General features: G+C 53.2%; 20 protein-coding genes. 19 read left to right on the forward strand and 1 reads right to left on the reverse strand.

Annotated elements, in window-relative coordinates; all coding sequences use genetic code 11:
• Positions 1 to 72 precede the first annotated feature (72 nt).
• The 13 genes from AC2TF6_RS09450 to AC2TF6_RS09510 all read left to right on the forward strand — a co-directional run bounded on the left by AC2TF6_RS09450 (position 73) and on the right by AC2TF6_RS09510 (position 14,588).
• Positions 73 to 669 carry a YkzI domain-containing protein gene (locus tag AC2TF6_RS09450; RefSeq protein ID WP_491310814.1) on the forward strand — a complete coding sequence of 199 codons (597 nt, stop codon included), beginning with the start codon at positions 73 to 75 and terminating at the stop codon, positions 667 to 669.
• A gap of 197 nt (positions 670 to 866) precedes the next feature.
• A complete protein-coding gene (locus AC2TF6_RS09455) occupies positions 867 to 2,366 on the forward strand; it encodes a protein kinase domain-containing protein (protein ID WP_491310815.1) in 1,500 nt (499 codons plus the stop codon).
• A 16-nt stretch (positions 2,367 to 2,382) separates the two neighbouring features.
• Complete coding sequence (locus AC2TF6_RS09460) at positions 2,383 to 3,468, forward strand: SAF domain-containing protein (RefSeq protein ID WP_491310816.1); 1,086 nt, start codon at positions 2,383 to 2,385, stop codon at positions 3,466 to 3,468.
• A 31-nt stretch (positions 3,469 to 3,499) separates the two neighbouring features.
• A complete protein-coding gene (locus AC2TF6_RS09465) occupies positions 3,500 to 4,207 on the forward strand; it encodes a hypothetical protein (RefSeq protein WP_491310817.1) in 708 nt (235 codons plus the stop codon).
• The gene (locus AC2TF6_RS09470) at positions 4,204 to 5,034 is read left to right on the forward strand and encodes a CpaE/TadZ family protein (RefSeq protein ID WP_491310818.1); all 831 of its coding nucleotides are present in this window, start codon (positions 4,204 to 4,206) and stop codon (positions 5,032 to 5,034) included. Before AC2TF6_RS09465 ends, AC2TF6_RS09470 begins: the two co-directional genes overlap by 4 nt.
• A 6-nt stretch (positions 5,035 to 5,040) precedes the next feature.
• Positions 5,041 to 6,945, forward strand: coding sequence for a pilus assembly protein CpaF (locus AC2TF6_RS09475; RefSeq protein ID WP_491310819.1), 1,905 nt, complete (start codon positions 5,041 to 5,043; stop codon positions 6,943 to 6,945).
• Positions 6,926 to 9,013, forward strand: coding sequence for a hypothetical protein (locus AC2TF6_RS09480; RefSeq protein ID WP_491310820.1), 2,088 nt, complete (start codon positions 6,926 to 6,928; stop codon positions 9,011 to 9,013). The genes AC2TF6_RS09475 and AC2TF6_RS09480 overlap by 20 nt, the downstream gene beginning before the upstream one ends.
• Positions 9,014 to 9,034: 21 nt before the next feature.
• Positions 9,035 to 9,514 (forward strand): hypothetical protein, encoded by a 480-nt coding sequence (locus tag AC2TF6_RS09485; RefSeq protein WP_009672600.1) that lies wholly within the window; start codon positions 9,035 to 9,037, stop codon positions 9,512 to 9,514.
• Between the two features lie 8 nt (positions 9,515 to 9,522).
• The gene (locus tag AC2TF6_RS09490) at positions 9,523 to 9,909 is read left to right on the forward strand and encodes a hypothetical protein (RefSeq protein ID WP_491310821.1); all 387 of its coding nucleotides are present in this window, start codon (positions 9,523 to 9,525) and stop codon (positions 9,907 to 9,909) included.
• A 29-nt stretch (positions 9,910 to 9,938) separates the two neighbouring features.
• Positions 9,939 to 10,478 carry a hypothetical protein gene (locus tag AC2TF6_RS09495; protein WP_491310822.1) on the forward strand — a complete coding sequence of 180 codons (540 nt, stop codon included), beginning with the start codon at positions 9,939 to 9,941 and terminating at the stop codon, positions 10,476 to 10,478.
• Positions 10,465 to 11,448, forward strand: a complete 984-nt coding sequence (locus tag AC2TF6_RS09500) for a hypothetical protein (protein WP_491310823.1) — start codon at positions 10,465 to 10,467, stop codon at positions 11,446 to 11,448. The genes AC2TF6_RS09495 and AC2TF6_RS09500 overlap by 14 nt, the downstream gene beginning before the upstream one ends.
• Positions 11,449 to 12,011: 563 nt before the next feature.
• Positions 12,012 to 13,424, forward strand: coding sequence for an NADP-dependent phosphogluconate dehydrogenase (gnd, locus tag AC2TF6_RS09505; protein WP_491310824.1), 1,413 nt, complete (start codon positions 12,012 to 12,014; stop codon positions 13,422 to 13,424).
• 618 nt (positions 13,425 to 14,042) lie between these two features.
• The gene (locus tag AC2TF6_RS09510; protein ID WP_491310825.1) at positions 14,043 to 14,588 is read left to right on the forward strand and encodes a shikimate kinase; all 546 of its coding nucleotides are present in this window, start codon (positions 14,043 to 14,045) and stop codon (positions 14,586 to 14,588) included.
• Positions 14,589 to 14,613: 25 nt separating this feature from the next.
• On the opposite strand, the gene AC2TF6_RS09515 is transcribed toward AC2TF6_RS09510, so the two are convergent.
• The gene (locus AC2TF6_RS09515) at positions 14,614 to 14,907 is read right to left on the reverse strand and encodes a rhodanese-like domain-containing protein (protein ID WP_009672581.1); all 294 of its coding nucleotides are present in this window, start codon (positions 14,905 to 14,907) and stop codon (positions 14,614 to 14,616) included.
• Between the two features lie 132 nt (positions 14,908 to 15,039).
• On the opposite strand from AC2TF6_RS09515, the gene crcB reads away from it, so the two are divergent.
• From crcB to AC2TF6_RS09545, 6 genes are all read left to right on the forward strand, one after another.
• Positions 15,040 to 15,417 (forward strand): fluoride efflux transporter CrcB, encoded by a 378-nt coding sequence (crcB, locus tag AC2TF6_RS09520; RefSeq protein WP_491310826.1) that lies wholly within the window; start codon positions 15,040 to 15,042, stop codon positions 15,415 to 15,417.
• Complete coding sequence (locus AC2TF6_RS09525) at positions 15,414 to 15,773, forward strand: fluoride efflux transporter FluC (protein WP_491310827.1); 360 nt, start codon at positions 15,414 to 15,416, stop codon at positions 15,771 to 15,773. Before crcB ends, AC2TF6_RS09525 begins: the two co-directional genes overlap by 4 nt.
• 57 nt (positions 15,774 to 15,830) lie before the next feature.
• Positions 15,831 to 17,129 (forward strand): 3-phosphoshikimate 1-carboxyvinyltransferase, encoded by a 1,299-nt coding sequence (gene aroA, locus AC2TF6_RS09530; RefSeq protein WP_491311614.1) that lies wholly within the window; start codon positions 15,831 to 15,833, stop codon positions 17,127 to 17,129.
• Between the two features lie 34 nt (positions 17,130 to 17,163).
• Complete coding sequence (locus tag AC2TF6_RS09535; protein WP_491311615.1) at positions 17,164 to 17,958, forward strand: C39 family peptidase; 795 nt, start codon at positions 17,164 to 17,166, stop codon at positions 17,956 to 17,958.
• A 52-nt stretch (positions 17,959 to 18,010) separates the two neighbouring features.
• Positions 18,011 to 18,436, forward strand: a complete 426-nt coding sequence (locus AC2TF6_RS09540) for a CoA-binding protein (RefSeq protein WP_377625454.1) — start codon at positions 18,011 to 18,013, stop codon at positions 18,434 to 18,436.
• A 196-nt stretch (positions 18,437 to 18,632) separates the two neighbouring features.
• Positions 18,633 to 19,397: a hypothetical protein gene (locus AC2TF6_RS09545; RefSeq protein WP_491310828.1), complete on the forward strand. Its 765-nt coding sequence runs from the start codon at positions 18,633 to 18,635 to the stop codon at positions 19,395 to 19,397.
• Positions 19,398 to 19,432: the final 35 nt, after the last annotated feature.

Genomic DNA, 19,432 nt, shown 5'->3' on the forward strand with positions numbered 1-19,432 from the left:
GATAAAGTAAACTTGAAGTTGTCTGAAATTTCTGTCAAAGCAGCCAATCGAAGTCTTCGGGAGGGGATTGCCGTGAGCAAAAATCACGAAGTCGAATACTGCAATCTGGAATTAAGATTCGACCGCCGGCTCATCCGGCAGTTTATTAAAGCCTTGATTCAAGAGGGATATTCCCTTTATTGGAACGAAAACGACCACCAGTTTGTCATTTCTATCCGCTCCGGAAGAAAACTAGTCAAGCTGAAATTCGAACGCATAGGCGAACGGTATAAAATCGTCGGGAACTATTCTTTTAAAGATGAGAAGCTTGCCGAAATGATGGAAAAACTGATTGGAGACACACGCGGGCATGCAGTCGTCAAGCGTTTCAAAGACCGTCAGATCCTGATCGAAAACATCATGTTCGGCGAAATTATCCGCATGGTCGAAATTTCGGGAATCGAACATAAAGTGCTGTTTCAGAAAGAACCTGTCGTTACATTCGAGGAAATGCTTCAAGCTTTCCGCTCCAGACGTATCGAGGAACGGATTCCCGTCCTGCGGCTTGAGCTTGACTATGAGCTGGCCGTGTTGAACGAAGCGATTCAGAATGGCGATGTCCAGGCTGTAGTCGATTCCAAAGAGAAGCTGACCGAACTGCGCCAAGAGATGCTTCTGCTTGAATTGTAACGGTCTGGAACGGATGTTTATCCGAAATATAGGGGTGCTGGAAAATATTGTTGTCAGGACGGCCCGGGTATGCTATCTTAAAAAAGAACAGAATGAACCGGTGCGGAAGAACCGCCCATGAGTGTGCTTAAGTGCATGCCGTGGGCGGTTTTTTGTGCTGCGCCGGGAAAAAAACAGCAAAAGGAGAGACGGCAGCGGTGAAACCCGATCGAGGCCGGCTGTATGCGGGAGATATTCTCGGCAGTCGCTACAGAATCGTTTCAACCGTCGGCAGAGGCGGCATGGGAACCGTGTATCTGGCCGAAGATTTGAAACTGAAAGGAAAGCGCTGGGCGGTCAAAGAGACTCTTCAGCAGGTGCAGGATTATCAGCGGTTCGTAGACGAAGCGGAAATGCTGATCCGCCTTCATCACGCTCATTTGCCGGGCATTGTTGATTATTTCCCCCCGGACGACGCAGGCTTCAGCTACCTGGTGATGGATTATATCGCAGGGGAGACTCTGGCCGAGCGATTTAGACGCACGGGCGGACAAGTGGGAGTTGCGGCTGCGGTGAATTACGCGCTGCAGCTTTGCGATCTGTTCCACTACCTCCATGACGAGCTGCCGGTTCCGATGATCTATCGCGATCTGAAGCCTTCCAACATTATGATCGACGGCCAGGAACAAGTCAGGCTGATCGATTTCGGCATTGCCCGGCATTTCAAAAGCGGCAGACAAGCGGATACGGTCCAAATAGGAACGATCGGTTTTGCCGCCCCGGAACAGTTTCAGCAGCTTCAAACCGACCGCAGGACCGATCTGTATTCGCTGGGCGCGGTGCTGTACTACCTGCTGAGCGGAGGGAAGTATCCGTATTCCTCTGGCGTTTCGCTCGCGCGGTTGAATGAGGAAGTCCCGCACAGCTTGTCCGTCATCATCGAGAAGCTGCTGGAGCACGATCCGGACCACCGCTATCCGAACGCAAGAGAGCTGCGGGAAGCGCTGAGCGAGGTTTACGCGGCTTTGCGCGGCGGAGAGGGGCCGCCCGCACGTTCCGGCGGATTTCTCGGCCCGGTTGTGATTGCGGTCTGCGGGACGGGACGCGGTGTGGGCTGCACGCATACGGCCGTTCTGCTGGCCCATTTTCTAGCGCGTAAACGCCGCACCGTGGTGTTGGCCGAGGCTAACGCATCGGCGCATTTCAGCCGTATCGAGGCCGTTTACGAGGGCTCGGACGAGCCCCTTTGCGGCAGCGCCGCATTCGATTTGCGGGGAGTGCGGTATGCCAAAGCGGGCGACGGGCTGGACATGATCGGGACTTTGTCCGGATCGTACGATTTTGTCGTTCTGGATCTCGGAAGCTACGACGAAACGGAGTGGTTCGGGGAGTTTATGCGCGCCGCCGTCCAGGTCGTCGTTGGTACGGGCTGTGAATGGAAGCGCCGGGACATCGCAAAGTTCTTCCGCAGCCATCCCGTACCGGAGCCCTCCAAGTGCAGCTTGTTCGTGCCGCTTGCGTCCGCACAAATGCTGAGGGACATCCGCCGTATGCTGCCGGACGTGCGGCTGCTCGGCCTGCCGGCGCATCCGGACCCGTTCTGCCATCAGCAGGAGACGGCCGAGCTGCTCGACGGGTGGCTGGGGCTCCCGGAACCGCGCACGCAGGGGGCCGGCCCGTTTATGCGCCGATGGTTCCGTGCCCGAGTGCCGAAATAACGAAAGGAGAGAGAACGTGTCCATTATCCGCCAGAGAACGAAACATCTGATCTACTCGGGCTTGATAGGTGCCTTGACCGCAGGGCTGCTTGCTTCGGGGGGATTTGTTTATACGGGGCTTCAGCATCGTAAAAAGCTCAACGAGCTGGAGTATCGTTACCAGGCCGACCTGTCGGAGGCTAAATCTTCGACGGCCAAGACCGAAAGGAGGAAGGTGGTTGTGTTAGCCCGGGATATCGAAGCGGGAACAAGGCTTGAAGACGAAGACATTAAGTATCTGGAAATGAATGCGGCCGATGCGCCTGCCGGATCGGATCTTGATCTGCGGCAGGTCGCCGGCAGGACGTTCAAGCTTGCCGGCGTTAAAAACACGCCCGTACTGGCTTCCATGCTGTATGAGGAAGGCATGCTGCCCAAAGATGTCCGTCAGGAGGAGTTCAACGTAATCGGGCTGCCGAGTCTGCTGAAGAAAGACGATTTCGTCGATGTGCGCATCAGCTTTCCGACCGGTCAGGATTATATCGTACTGGCGAAGAAAAGAGTGGACAACGTCTCGGAAGGCACCGTGTGGCTTAAGCTCAGCGAGAAGGAGATCCTCGATATGTCGAGCGCCGTCGTCGATGCCTATCTTCATGGAGCGAAGCTCTATTCGCTTCCTTATGTGGATCCCCAGATGCAGGAAAAAGCCGAGCCTACTTACCCGGTCAACGCCAAGGTGCTTGAGCTGATTCGCACGGACCCGAATGTGCTGGAGACGGCTAAGCTGGATCTGATGAAAAGTATGAGGCTGCTGCTGGATAAGGATCTGCAGAATATGGACGATGCTTCGAAGCAGAAAATAAACGCCGGTATAAACGCCGGCCGAACAGGCGGTAACCCGGCCGGAATTGGCGCCGTTCAGGGAGAGGAGCCCCCTTCGGTCCTCGGGCCTTCTACCCGGCCGTCCGCCAAACCTGAGGTGAGCGCGAACCCGGGCGGCTTCTCGCCCGCGTTAACCGGATCACCCGATAAAATGCCGACGGAAAGCGCCGGGCCCGAAACGCCTCCCTCTGAAATCAGGGAGAGGCAGGAAGATATTTTCCGGGAAGCGGTACAGCCATGACCCGCCCGGCTTATAGAGGAGAGATACACCGATGAAGCTGCTTTGCGTTGGAGCGAAGGAACACAGTGACCTGCTGCTCGGCATTTGCCGATTGGCGGCGGTGGGGGGAAGACGCGTACTGCTTATAGACGGAACGGCATCCCGCAGGCTAAGCTGCCTCGTCGCCCCCGGACCTGAACCTGAACTGGTTCAGTATGATGAAATTGATGTGGCCTGCCATTTCGCCAGCTTGGATGAAGCCTTGGAGCATACTGCCGCAAGCGGATCGGTTTTGGAAGAATACGACATCGTGATGGTCGATACGGACCGGACTGATTTTCCGGGGGCCGCAGGCGCTTATCCGTTCGAAGGTCTCTTCCTGACAACGGCCTACGATAAATATACGATGCGGAGAACGGCGGAACTGATCCGTTCATTGAATGATGTCTGCCAGGTGAACACCCTCACAAGTACGGTCGTCATACGAGATGCGGTGGAATGCGGCATTGACGAAGCATATGTGGATAAGGTGCTGGCTCCGCTGCCATTCATAACGCCTGACGAATATCACAAGCTGCCGTTCGATGAAGTGGACCTCGCTGTGCGCATCGACAGTGAATACCAGGGAAAGGTCGGAATCAGGCGCATGTCCAGAGCGTACAGGAATGTGCTGCTGGCTGTTACGAACGAAATAACCGGAGAGGATAGAAGTGTTCTCAAACGGATGATCAAACAAGCCATGAGGAGGAAAACAGGATGAGTCAGGTAGCGTTTTGGGCGCCCGTACGGGGGCATGGAGCCGCAACATCGAATGTGCTCGCGGTCTCTACGATGATCGCGCTCGATTATTACGCACGGATTATGATTACTCATACGAAAAGAACAAGAACGGCGCTGGAGAACGCCTTCGGTCGGCCTTCTTCGGACGGCAATCTGCTGTCGTTCAGCGAGTACGGGCTGGATGCGCTGGAACGGCTGCTTCAAAGCGACAAGATGACGCCCGAGACGATCCAAGATTACACGAAACCGATCGTCAAGGACAGGCTGGACCTGCTTCCCGGTTCGAGGAAGCCGCTTGCAGACCCGGATTGTTTCCGGGAAGAAACACTGCCGTACATCGTAAACAGTGCCAGCCGTTACTATGACCTTACCTTTGTCGACGTCGGAGACGGGTATAAGGAAGGCAGCTCGGAGGCTATTCTGCGTAATTCGGATTTGATCGTCGTCAATCTCAGTCAAAACCTTGAGCTGCTGGAGCGCTATTTCAACAAGGAACTCTGGACGGAATCTCTGCAAAATAAACCGCTTCTCCTCGTGCTGGGCGATTATGACGGAAACTCCCGCTTTAATGCCGTTAATCTGGCCCGGAAATTCAAATGGAGGCAGCCGCTCTATACCGTTCCGCACTGCACCGGTTATTTGGATGCCTGCAGCGATAAAAATATGCTTGAGTTTTTTTTGAGGAGCCGAAATGCGGGCCCGGGTCATCCTTCGTATGCATTCATTACGGAGATCAGGAAGCTGACCAAAGCTCTCCTTAACCGGCTGGGCCTGGATTCGAAGCTTATGCAGGAAAGGGGAGCCTAGCCCTCCATGCCCACGGACAGGTTAAATCTTGCTTTGATCCTCATGGTGGTTATTTTTACGGCAGCGTGGTTCTTTACCAAAACGGGAGGCTGGCGCGGCAGAACTTCCACTTCGAAAACCGCAAAAAGTTACTCTATTGAGGCAATGACTGCCTTCATTAAAGAAGCTTTTGCCGAGATAACGGCGGGCGGAGGCAGCGAACTCCGGTTGTCCGAGGAGGAATACCGGCGCAGCCGGAACAAAAGACTTCAGCTGAAAAGAGCTCTAAAGGGCTGCGGACACGGCGATCTGCAGGACAAACGGTACATAAAATCCGTCATGATGGACCTGCTGACCGGTGTCTACGGACTTGGTGAAACAACGATTCACCTCTCTCTGCCTTTTCATAAGCCCGAGCAGCTCACGGCACAGGACCGGTTTGACATTCTGCTTCATCTGTATCGGAAAAAGTACGGTTTCGACGGCCTTCATGAATTAATCCGGAGGCATAAGCTGGATGCCGTTAAACATGTGATTGAAGACGGCCGCACGCCTTCTTATATCGTAACGGCGGAAGAGATTGCGCACGTATTCCGCAAGGAAGCCGGGCTGCTGTCGTTTCAGGATAAGCTGGAAATTGTCGTGCAGCGGATCTATCAGCATTACAAAGGCTTCGGCGTGATCGATGCCATCCGCGAGATGAACATCGACGGTGTATCGGGAGGAGTTTCCGGAGCGCTTCCGGACAGTACCGGGCATCGTGGAGCTCCGCTTGCGGAGAGAGAGGCTGACGGGAATCACCGGCATAGGAAAGAAACCGCGTCTTACGATAGCGTTTGGATTTTCTACCGGGGTAAACCCATCCACTTTTCGTTCCTGAGTTTCGGCAGTAGTGAAGAGCTGCGGCGGGTCTGTCAAAACATCTACAAGTATAATTATCCGGGTCAGCTTTCCGAAACGAACGGCTATAAAGTGAACGATATGAAGGACGGATCCCGTGTCGTTGTGGTCCGGCCCCCCTTTTCGGAATCCTGGGCGTTTTTCGTCCGCAAGTTCGATCTGCCCAACGCTTTGCTGGACCAGCTTGTCCAAGGCGGCAATGCCGGGCTGGCTGTGGAACTCATTCGTCACCTTGTCAAAGGGTGCCGGATAACGGCCGTGACGGGTGCGCAGGGCAGCGGAAAAACAACCCTGCTGATGGCTATGGTCCAATCTATCTCCGCGACCTTGACGCTTCGCGTACAAGAAATGGCGTACGAGCTGCATCTGAGGAATTTATACCCGCAGCGCAATATCTTAAGTTTCCGGGAGACGGATCACATTACGGGACAGCAGGGTCTCGACGTGCAGAAAAAAACGGACGGAGCCGTCCATATCCTGGGGGAAGTGGCAACCGACACGGTCGCCGCCTGGATGATTCAAATGGCTCAGGTAGCCAGCTTGTTCACCCTTTTTACCCATCATGCCAAAACGTTTGCCAGCTTGATCGACTCGCTTCGCAACTCACTGCTCAAAACGGGAATCTTCCAAGATGAAGTCATGGCCGAAAAGCAGGTTATCCGCGTGATTCATTTTGACATCCATCTGCGTAAACGTGCCGACGGAACGCGTTTTATAGAACGGATAACGGAATGCGTTCCGCTGGATAGCGATTTATATCCGAGCGAAAAAGCGGGCATGACCGACAAGGATAGGGTTGAACTCCCGGGCTTTCTGGACGATGCCTCCGAATTTTTTCGGAGGACAACGGACCGTAAACTTTACGAACAACGAAACATTGTGGAATACCGGGACGGTGCCTACCGGGTTTGCCGGCCGATCAGTCTCCGCAATACCGAGGAAATGCTGGATCATATGACACCCGCGGATGCCCGGGCATTCGAAAGATTTTTGGAAACGCATTGGGGAGGCGATGTTATTGCCGCTTCGTGATTGGTTGCTTGCGGTCGCTTTATTCAGTGGGGGCGTCGCATGCGTAATTTGGTTTCTGTACGTATACGCGGTTAAAAGGCGGGCCAAACTGAGCGGTTACGGGGAGGACGAGCTTCAGAAGCTGTTCTCTCCTTTAAAAGGAAATGGAAGAAAACAGATCGAACGGCTGTACGGGAAATGTTACGAAATTATAAGCAAAACTCCCGGGATTTCCCGTTATACACAGCGTATACGCCGGAGGATTGCTCCTTTATACTCCTACGACGAGAGCGTGATCCGAATGGAAACCGGGCGAATTACGCTACTTGCTCTCCTGATCGGCTGGCTCACCGCGGGATTTGTTTTTCTTTTTTACCCGGATGTTTCTTACATGCTCATGATTTTGCTCGGAAGTCTTGTTCTCCACGGCATCCTCATCGATACGCTCGTCCACCGGGCCGAAGACCGGCTGCTCCGGCAAATGACCGAGTTTTTATCGGATGTCCGGCACTTTTATCATCAGCACGGGATGGTGGATGAGGCGGTTTATGACGCCGCTCAGATCGCGCCCAGGCAGTTGTCGCTCCATGCGGAAGCAGTATACGGCACTTTGACCTCCGACCATCCGGAGAGCAGTCTGGAAATCTACTACGAGCATGCACCGAACCGTTTTTTGAAAAGCTTTGCGGGCGTCTCCTTTTTAGTTAGGGAATTCGGAGACAAACTGCTTCCGCATGGCTCCATGTATTTGCATGCCCTCAGCAAAATCACCTCTGAAATCCGCCTTGAAATACTCCGTAAGGAAAAACTCCATTATCTTTTAAAAGGACTCTCTATTATTGCCATCTCCCCGATTTTGGCTGCCAAGCCCATTGAAACGTGGGCGCGCAATAACTTCCCGGCTATGGATGAATTTTATACGGGGGCAGCGGGATTTGCAGTCAAAACAGGCATTTTCGTGCTGATCATCGTCTGCTTTATCCTACTCAGAAAGCTTCAGGATACTGCAGAGGAAGCAGGTAACCGCAGAGCAGGCTGGAGACCGCCCGAGCAAAAATGGCTGGGTAACCGGCTTGTCAACGCGGTCACGCAAAGATTCGTCCCCGCAGTGCATTCCATGGAACGGGGCAGGCTGCAAAAGCTTCTCAGGGAAGCCAATTCCCCTTTGCTGCTTGAATGGCTTACCCTCCGCCGCCTGCTTACGGGGCTCGCTTGTTTTCTTCTCGTGCTGGGAATGTTTCTGATTATGCAAAGACTGACCCTGCAGCAGGTTTACTTTTCGCCGACCCGCAATCAGGCGATGTTCGGCAGCCTTTCTCCGCAGGAAAAACGGAAAGCGCTGGAAGCTGCGGCCTTTGACCGGAACGTCATTCAGAAATTGGAGCGGTCCGGCAGAGAGCTTCGTGAAATGATAGCCGAAGAAATGCGGCAGCAGGGATTCCAGCCCGATCCTGCCGCCCTCAACACCGCGGGCGAACGGATTAAGGCAAAACTGGACAGTATTGCGGGGGCATATTTAAGCTGGCGGGAGCTTTTGTGCTGTTTTATTTCCGCTTGGGCGGGCTACCACAGTCCGGTTTGGCTGCTGCATATGCAGAAACGAATGCGCAGGATGGAAATGAAAAACGAGGTGGACCAGTTTTATACGTTGTTGACCATCCTCGCTCATTTCGAAAGAATGTCCGTCGAGCACATGCTGGAATGGCTGGAACGTTTTGCAGTCTTGTTTCAGCCCCCGCTGTCCGCATGTCTGCTCGACTACGAAGCGGGGGCGGAGGAGGCGCTGGAAAAGCTGAAGGAGGAAGCCGCCTATGCTCCCTTTGTCCGTCTGGTTGAACGGCTCCAGGCTGCCGTTAACCATATTCCGGTCAAGCAGGCGTTTGACGATCTGGAAGCGGAGCAGCAGTATCACTTCGAGCAGCGCAAGCAGGACTATGAGCGGATGATCGAAACCAAAGCCGGCTGGGGGCGCTGGATCGGTTTTGCCCCTATGTATGCACTTGTTTTCCTCTATCTGGTCATTCCGCTCGTTTATATGAGCATGCAGCAGATGAATTTGTATTATCAGCAGATCGGTAAAATTTCTTAATCATAAAGGAGCTGGATTACAATGGGAAACGCACAGAAGGCACTAATCATGGCGGCAGGTTTTTTTCTGGCCATTGCTCTGATTACGATAGCGGTTGTGATGTTTATTTCCGCACAGGATGCCACGAAAGCGGCGCAGAACAATTTTTCGGATATTCAGACGGAACTTTCCCAGACGGCTTTCACCGTATACGATAATACCGTGGTTTCGGGGAGTCAGGTTGTAAACGCGCTGCGTAAATTCGCCGACAAGGAGCAGTTCGGGATTCAGGTTCAAACGGGAAAAAATCCGGTCGGCTCCTGGTATACGAACAAGATCGATACCACATCACCGTCAAGCAGCAATTACGGTACGGTAATCGCCTCGATATCCAGGGATGCTGTTGCGAACGCCACCTTGGAGTCTCATATGGATTACGTGAATCCGAGCGGTAAATTCAAAGCGCACATCATTAAGGATAAAAGCAATGTGATCCGTGCGATTGAATTTATGCAGCAGTAGACGAAGCGATGAATCATGCGACTCGCTCCATGCTGTTTGCCGGTGTTTCGGTCTGCATGTTCGTCTCGGCTTTAGTCACGGGCATGATGCTGCTTCAAAACGTACGGGGAGCCATTGCGGACACTTATTTATCCCGGAAGCTTCTCGATTACAATCAGCAGCCCGCAAATGTCGAGCTCGAAGAGGTTTTGGTAAAAGGATCTGATCTGATCATGTCCATGTATTTAAATGCCGGAGAACCTTACGACATTATGGTAAACGGCAAACGCTATCCGGGCGGCCGGCAGAAAGAAGAAACGGACCCAGCCGGCATAGATCCGGCTGCAGCTTATCGTTTTTATGCGGTGCGCGATACCGGGGGAACGTTAAAAAGAATCGTATATACGACGCCTTGAATTGTCAGGCGTAAACGGGGAGGGAGCAGGTGGATACGCTCAGCAAGGCCTTTGTCCTCATTTTAGCGGTTTTGCTGCTGTACATTTATCCGCTGTCGGATTCGGCGGCCAGAGAGGATGATCTTTCTCGGGTGATCGCTTTCGAGACGATGACACGTTTTGTCGACAACGTGCGCGATAAAGGACGGTTGACGCCGGCTATGTACGAACAATTTCAAAAGGAGCTGACAACCTCCGGCCAGGAGTTTGATGTCAAATTGGAGCATAAGCACAAACGGTACGTGCCCGTATATGACGACCAAGGGCGGTTCGCGGAGAAATATACGGTGGAGGACGAAGCTTTCTATAACGCCCAGATTCTTCCCGTGCTGTTTCCCGAAAACTCGCTTCCGCCGGACCATGCGGATCGTACCTACAAACTTGGCGCCGGTGACTATTTCACTGTGACCGTGCGCAGCTTGAACCGTACACCGGCAGTTGTCTGGCAGGACGCTCTAAACGGGACGAATACGCCCGGCGGACAGCTTTACATGCCGTACGGAGGAATGGTCCGCAATGAAGATAACTAAACTGGCCATTTTCTTTGTTCTCATTTATGTGCCCTTCGCCTGGACGAACAAATTCGATGCAAAAGCCCAGTTTCAAATGCTGTTTCTGGAGACGAAATACGATGCCGCTGTGAATGCGGCCGTCCAGGACGGCGCGGCGGCTCTTTCCGTCAATGAAAAGCAGGGGGAAGAGGCCCGGTACGAATCCTCGAAGAAGGTCCGGGTCAACCGGAAAGAGGCTGTCGATAGCTTTTATAAAACCTTCTATTCGAATTTCGGCGTGTCGGAGAATGCGGCGGGCCGACAGGTTCTTGATTCTTATCTTTCCGCTCTCCTCGTTGTCGGCTACGACGGCTGCTACTCCTACACATTCGAATCCTATACGGGTGAAGACGGCTTTGAACGGAGCCGGAGACTGGAAGGGCCGAAAAGGCCGTACGTCTACCAGGACCCGACAGGAGAGGTTATAGCCTTTACGCTGGACGAATACGTAACCGTGAAAAATGCTGCGGGAACCGGCTGGGTAGAAGGGTTCCGGAGCGAGATCCAGCCTAAAACGCAAACGGCGCTTTTAAAGACGGGGGCACGCTTTGACGAAGTCAGGAGATTCGCGATTATAAACACGATCCAGCGCGAGCTCGAAAATACGATCCGGGAGCACAATATTCAGACACGCCGTTTGGGAGCTGCCTATACGTTCACGCTGCCCCTTCTGTCGGACGAAGAATGGAGCAATACGATCGACGATGTGGGGATGCTCGCTTTTGTACAGGGCATTCCGATCGGATACCGGACCTATAACAATTACGCGCTGGGAGGGGCAAGGATCGTGAAGCGGCCCGTGTTTTATGGATACCGGCAGAACAACCTTCCTTATTTCACGAGCAGCCGGTGCCCGCGGCCCCAGGAGATTCTGGAAACCTTCACAAGCTCCAAAGCCGCTGCTGCAGCCGGTTATTACCCGAAGGAATGCATCAACGGACGGACATAAAACACTCGTTTTCCGGACGGAACAAAGAAAGCGCTCTACCGAAAAAGATTGTCCGATAAAATTGACATCCGATCCGCGGAACGTTTATCATCAAGTCAACGATGAGTTCGATGCGGCTTCCGCACATTTGTGATGCCACGTTTCATTTATGACTGCAGTGGTTTAACGTCATAATGCGGTTCACGGGCGGAATCAGCATGTTGGGCGGTTTGACTGATCTGTGCTATCGGGGCGCTCGGGTCCATGTTAAGAACTGAAACATGAGGCACGCGGAATCAGGCGCAGATGCTTTGGGAAATCTACGGGAATGTGGAAACTACCGGGCAATGTGCTTTTTTTCACACAAATTTTCGTCTGTTCTTACACGTGTATCGCCCCGAATTTTGATCAGCAAACGCAAGCCCGGAAGCTTTGCCTCGAGCCGGGAGCAGCGGTCCTTGCATGATCCGTAACGGAAAATGCGCCGTTTGTTCCCGAGCGGGTCGAATCCATCCTTCGGCAGCCGTTCTGACACCAAGTGGGAGCGGTGACGATCTAATACAAGAGGAAAGGGTGTTTGATTCATGTCCAAACAGCAAATTGGTGTAATCGGTCTTGCGGTCATGGGTAAAAACCTGGCGCTTAACATCGAGAGCCGCGGCTTTACCGTTTCCGTTTTTAACCGCTCGCCTGAGAAAACGAAAGAACTTCTTGAAGAGGCAACCGGTCGCAAACTGGTCGGTACTTTCAGCATGGAAGAATTTGTGCAGTCGCTCGAAACTCCGCGCAAAATTTTAATTATGGTCAAAGCCGGACAAGCGACCGACGCGACCATTGAACAACTCGTTCCGCTTCTGTCCGAGGGAGATATCCTGATCGACGGCGGAAACGCCTACTTCCCGGATACCCAGCGCCGCAACAAAGAACTGGAAGCACGCGGCATCCGCTTTATCGGCACGGGTGTTTCCGGCGGTGAAGAGGGCGCGCTTAAAGGCCCGTCCATCATGCCTGGCGGACAGAAAGACGCATACAAGCTCGTGGAACCGATCCTGACGGCGATCTCCGCCAAAGTGAACGGCGATCCATGCTGTACGTATATCGGTCCGGACGGCGCCGGTCACTACGTTAAAATGGTACATAACGGCATCGAATACGGCGATATGCAGCTGATCTGCGAAGCTTATCAACTGCTTAAAGACGTGCTGAACGTCAGCACGGAAGAACTGCACGAAATTTTCACGGAGTGGAACAAAGGCGAGCTGGACAGCTACCTGATCGAAATCACCCGTGATATTTTCACGAAATACGACGAAGAAACCGGCAAGCCGATGGTCGACGTTATCCTCGATTCCGCAGGTCAGAAGGGCACGGGCAAGTGGACCAGCCAGAGCTCCCTGGATCTGGGCGTGCCGCTTTCCATCATTACGGAATCGGTGTTCTCCCGCTTCCTGTCCGCCATGAAAGAAGAGCGGGTAGCTGCAAGCAAAGTGCTGAACGGTCCGGCGGTGAAGCCGTTTGAAGGCAGCCGCGAAGAGTTCATCGAAGCGGTCCGTAAAGCTCTGTACGCGAGCAAAATCGCTTCGTATGCACAAGGCTTCGCTCAAATGCGCGCCGCATCCGAAGAGTACAACTGGAATCTGAGTTACGGCGAAATCGCCATGATTTTCCGCGGCGGCTGTATTATCCGTGCCCGTTTCCTGCAAAACATCAAGGATGCGTACGACCGCGATCCGGAACTCCGCAACCTGCTGCTGGACGATTACTTCAAAAACATCGTGGAAAACTACCAGGATGCTTGGAGAAACGTCGTTTCCGTAGCGGTAACGCGCGGTATTCCGGCACCGGCTTTCGCCTCCGCGCTGGCTTATTACGACAGCTACCGCACGGAGCGCCTGCCAGCCAACCTTCTGCAGGCCCAGCGCGATTATTTCGGCGCGCACACGTTCCAGCGTGTGGATAAAGAAGGCACCTTCCACTACAACTGGCTCGAAAGCTAACAACGGAACCCGAACAGGCTCCGTTCCGTCTTACCGGACACTGCGTCCGTTTCGCTGGCTTCCAATGGGGTACGGCATCGTCCGCGCTTCCTAATCGTTTGCCGGTGAGGAATCCCGCTCCGAAGGGGGTTCATTCTCTAAAAGACCGTACGAAGCTTCTTTCAGACAGCTTTTGATACGGTCTGCTTCCTGATCGAAGGCGCTTCTGCGATGGACAAGCATCATGGACACTTCGGCGAAAGATTCAAAGTTTTTCAATAGACGCGGCTGAGTGAGTTCCTTTAACCGGGGATCCTGCTCAGCCATTTTTTTGCGTATAAACTCGAGCGCCCAGACTACGTCATCTCTGCACAGCATGTACGAGGGCTGAAGCATCTGACTCAGCCGACCGGAAGTATTCCGACCGGGATTGGGAATCCTGGGATGAGGCATCAATCGGACATCGCTCCTTGTAATCTACTGATCCTTCTACGGATTGTGTACGTACTCTCATTTTTGCTGTCTTTGAAAAGGTTTATTCACTATACCATATGAAATTGATGCGATTTGTATTCATCCGGGGCTTTTGCTGTGATATGATAGTGGAAAGTTTAAACCGAGAGAGGATCGACGGGCACGATGAGCACACAACCGAGATCAAATATAGTGCTGATTGGGTTTATGGGCACTGGTAAAACGACTGTCGGGTTAAAGTTGGCTGATCGGCTGGGTTGGCCTATGATTGATACCGATGAGGAAATTGTAAAAAAAGCCGGAATGTCGATTCCGGAGCTGTTCGCCGCACACGGGGAAGCTCATTTCAGGACTTTGGAGCGTGAGGTCATCCGGGAGACGCTGGACGGCAGCCATCGCGTGATTTCAACCGGGGGCGGTGCCGTACTGGCGGAGGAGAACCGGGTGTGCATGAGCGAGCGGGGCTTTGTCGCGGCTTTATCCGCAAGTTTGGAAACCATCGTGGAGCGGGTTAAAAACGACTCCAACCGGCCTTTGCTGCAGGGAAGCGGACTGGAAGAAAAGGTCCATACGATGCTCCAGGAACGTCAAGATGCGTACAGGTTTGCCGACCTTACAATCGATACGTCACCGCTTGCCGCGGACGACATTGCCGAACACATCTTTAACGCCTGGACCAAAGAAAGGCTGAAGCGGGAAGTTTCAGGCTGACCGAGCCGCTCGTCCGGCGGCGGGCTTAAAGCTGTTCCCAGGCGAGCATTCCGCCCTCCATGTTTTTCAAATTCGCAAAGCCTTGAGACTCCAGGAAATCGTATGCTTTCCCGCTCCGGTTGCCGCTGCGGCAGACCAGAATGACTTCGCCTTCTTTAGGGATTTCGTGAAGACGGGTGTGAATTTCCATCAAGGGAATCGATTTGGCGCCGGCAATTTGACCGGCCGCGACTTCTTCGGGCTCGCGTACGTCGATAACGCACAGCGGCTCACCCGCCGCAAGTCGGGCTTTCAATTCCGAGGGTTGAATCTTATTCATATAAAGCGCACCTCCTGTATTCTCGTTTTCCCTGTAACTATACAAAACCCGGAAGCACGGAGTCAAACCGTCTGCGGACTTCACCGAATCTATCTTCAAAGCAAAATACGGGACAGAATAGGTGGTTTGCCCATGAAAAGTTGGATCATCGGAACAGCCGGCGTGTTCGGAGCCCTGTCCCGTTACGGGTTATCCGTTCTATGGAACGAAGGGGACGGTTCCTTCCCGTGGGGCACGCTGGCCTGTAATATGATCGGCTGCCTGCTGCTCGGTTATTTCAGCGAAGCTCTGCTGCCGAAATGGCCGCAGGAGCTGCGTACTGCCGTTACGACTGGTTTTATCGGGGCTTTCACGACTTTTTCCACCTTCAGTATGGAAACGGTCCGGATGCTTCGGGATAATCAGGTGCCGGCAGCCCTGCTTTACATCGGGATCAGTCTGTTCGGAGGGCTTGTTGCCGTCAGTCTGGGCACGGCTGCCGCGCACCGCAGGAAGGAGAAAGCCCTATGAATGCGGGCTGGATGAATGTACTGCTGGTAGGGGCAGGAGGATTCGTCGGCTCCATCGCCAGATATAAATTAGCCGGCTGGGTCCAGAGCCGTACGGCTTCTCCGTTTCCATTCGGTACACTGGCCGTCAATCTCACAGGCTGTTTTTTTCTGGGGTGGCTGTTCGGGCATGTGACGGATGCCGCCTTGCTTATCGGGCTGGGAACAGGCTTTACCGGCGCCTTTACGACGTTTTCCACTTTAAAGCTGGACAGCTGGAAGCTGAGAAAGAGAAAACTTTTTAATCTGGATATGATCTATCTGCTCGCAAGCTATTTGGCCGGAATCGGCTTGGCTTTTGCCGGCTTTTATATATAAACAGAAGGCCGTACACAGACCACTCATCGACCAAAGGAGAGAACTACCATGAATTCCATGAAAGCCATTGTAAAAGCGACACCGAACCTGCAGGGAGAAATTCAGGCGCTGTCTTCCAAAAACTATACGACTCGTTACCTCCTTCTTGCAGCGCTGGCTGACGGTACGAGTACGATCCACTACCCGGCTCACAGTGAAGACAGTGACGCCATGCGCCGGTGCATCCGGGATTTGGGTGCGGTTATCGAAGAAGACGAGCATAAGATGGTTATTAAGGGATTCGGCAAAAACCCTCTCCCGATCAAAGAATTAAACGTCGGCAACGCGGGAGCGGTTCTCCGTTTTCTGATGTCTACGGCAGCGCTCTGCCAAAGCGAAGTTACTTTCATTAATCAATATCCGGAATCGCTCGGCAAGCGGCCGCATATGGATCTTATTGATACGCTGGAACAAATGAACGTCCAAGTCGAACATAATGAGGGCCGTCTGCCGATAACTATTAAAGGGGGACAGCCCCGCGGCGGCAAAATTACCGTGTCGGGCAGCGTAAGCTCGCAGTTTTTGAGCTCCCTTCTGTTTTTGACTCCTCTGCTCCAAGAAGACAGTGAAATCGAAGTGCTTCACGATTTGAAGTCCAAAGTGATTGTCGGACAAACCCTGGAAGTGCTCGAACAAGCAGGGATTCGCGTGGAAGCCAGCGAAGATCTTATGCATTACCGGATTCCCGGCAATCAATCCTACCGTGCGCAGGAGTATGTCGTGCAGGGGGATTACCCAGGATCCGCGGCGATCTTGGCGGCTGCGGCCGTCACCCGCTCGGATGTTACCGTTCATCGTCTCGACGAGAACAGCCGTCAAGGCGAGAAAGCCTGCGTGGACGTTCTCCGCGCCATGGGCGTCTCGCTGACTCACAAGGATGGAATCGTGCGCGTACAAGGCACGGGCAAACTTAAAGCCGGCGAATTCGACGGCGATCATTTTACGGACGCGGTGCTTGCTATGGTAGCGGCCGCGGTGTTCGCGGAAGGCACCTCCCGTTTTTACAACGTGGAGAATCTTCGCTACAAAGAGTGCGACCGGATTACGGATTTCCTGAACGAGCTGCGCAAAGCCGGAGCCGACGTGGAAGAGCGTCAAAGCGAAATCATTGTCCACGGCCGGCCGGAAGGGCTTGAAGGCGGCGTGGAAATTAACGCGCATTATGACCATCGCGTCATTATGGCCCTGTCCGTGGCAGGGCTGAGGAGCAAGCAGGGTCTTGTTATCCGTGACGCCCACCATGTGGCCAAATCTTATCCGCAGTTTTTCGATCATATGATTTCACTCGGAGCGCACATCGAATTAACGAACGAATGAATGGGTGAATAGGATGCGCATTATTTGGAGGGGCATGAAAGTAACGTTCGGTTTCTTTCTGATCCTCGGGTTATTGTTCTCAGGCGGTTTCATGTCTGTGATGCTATATGCCAAAATAAGCGGGCAAGACGTTCAGACTGTCATGGCCATGGACGCGAAACTGGAAAAACAGCCTCTGCCTGAACCTGAGCAGCCACCGGCGGCGGAACAGGTTCAAGAGCAGCGGAAAACGAAGGCTATGATCGATGCGCCCGTTATCGCGCAGAAACCGGAACTGCCGTCTGGCTGTGAAATTACTTCGATTGCCATGATGCTTCATTATAAAGGCATCAAACTGGACAAGATGCAGCTGTACGACGAAATGCCGAAGGACCCGACTCCTATCGTCTGGAACAAAGACGGGACGATTGCCTCGTGGGGCCACCCGAACATTGGCTACGTGGGAGACGGTACCGGGAAATCCAAAGGCTTCGGCATTTACCACAAGGCGCTGTTTCCGCTGTTGAAATCGCATATTCCTTCTGCCGTAGATTTAACGGGCGAATCCTTTGACGTGTATGAAAAACAAATCGCAAACGGCCGCCCGGTTGTCGTTTGGACGACTATCGGTTTCACGATGCCGACCCGCTGGTCCGAATGGAATACCTCCATCGGTCCGATCCGCGCGACATTTTCCGAGCATGCGGTATTAATGGTCGGTTACGACGAGACGTCCGTTTACGTGAACGACCCGTGGACGGGCAGCAAAAATGTTCAGCTGGACAAAAAGCTGTTCATCGGCATCTGGGAAGCGATGGGCAAGCAGGGCTTGTCCTATACGGCTGATTAAGAACAGACAACGGACAATGCCGGTTCTTTAAATAGCGAAAGGGAGTGTTCTCATGCCTTTTGAAAATCCGTCCAGAGACGAAATCAAAACCTTGCTGGCTTCAGCCGGCCCCATTGCCGTAGTAGGTTTGTCCGATAACCCGGAAAGGGTGTCGCACATGGTATCGGCAGCCATGAAATCCCGCGGTTACGAGATTATTCCGGTTAATCCGAATGCGGATGTCATTTTGGGCGGAAAAAGCTATGCCAGTCTGTCCGATATTCCCGGTCATGTGGATATCGTCAATGTGTTCCGCAGAAGCGACCAGGTTGTGCCTATCGCGGAGGAAGCGGTTCGCAAGGGAGCTAAAGTTCTTTGGCTGCAGCAGGGCGTTTATAATGAAGAAGCGGCTGAAATTGCGCAACGCGGCGGGTTGACGGTCGTAATGGACCGCTGCATCAAGGTGGAAGATGCGATTTTGAATCCGAGAGGCAACTGAACCGGTGCGGCACAGCCGCTAAAAGTGTCATGACCCGACTAAAGCGCAAGCTCTAGTCGGGTTTTGTTTTTTCTGAAAAAAATATTTCTGGGAAGCTTCATAATTTCAGCGGCTCCTGCAAACAATAGTGGAGGCTTCAGAACAAGGAAAGACTTGTCTGGAAGACTCATTAATTTCCTTAAAGGAGGAACTCCGCATGTACAACCAGTATCAAAATCAAGCTGGTATCGGCTCCCAGTCCCAATACCAAAACAAGTTCCAGCCGACCGGTTATGTTCAATCTTCGTATGGTCAGAACCAGTTCCAAAATTCCCAATACGGCAGCCACCAAAACCCGCAATCGTTCCACACGGCTAACTACCGCGGCCACCAACCGGGTCATGACAGCTACCTGCACTCGGATTCCCAAACTCCGGCCCAGCATCAAGGCTTCGGACAAGCTTCCTACGGCCTGACTCAATCCTTCGGTTCCCAAGCTTACGGCAACCAAGGAAATCAATCCTACACGAGCCAACAACAAAGCTACGGACAATTCGCTTCCCCTCAGTCTTATCACACGGCTAACTACCGTGGCGATCAGCCGGGACACGACAGCTACCTGCGTTCGGATTCCCAGAATCCGTCCCAGCAAGGCTACGGCCAAGCTTCTTACGGGCTGAGCCAATCCGCTATCGGCCAAGGCTACGGCTCTCAACAAAATTACGGTTCCCAATCCTACGGTCAATCCTCTGGCCAATCCTCTGGCCAAGGCTACGGCACGCAAAGCTACAGCCAATCCGCGTCTCCGCAGTCTTACCATACGGCTAACTACCGCGGCGACCAGCCGGCCCATGACAGCTACCTGACTTCGGATTCCCAAACTCCGGCTCAGCAGCAGTTCGGCGGTTACTCCAGCAGCGTGGGTTCCGCTCAATCCGGCCGTTTTAACACGGGCAATCCGTACACGACAGGTACGTTTTAATTAAAGGCTGACGATAGCTCACAGCATCGTCATGC

It is taken from the genome of Paenibacillus sp. JNUCC 35 (assembly GCF_058269095.1).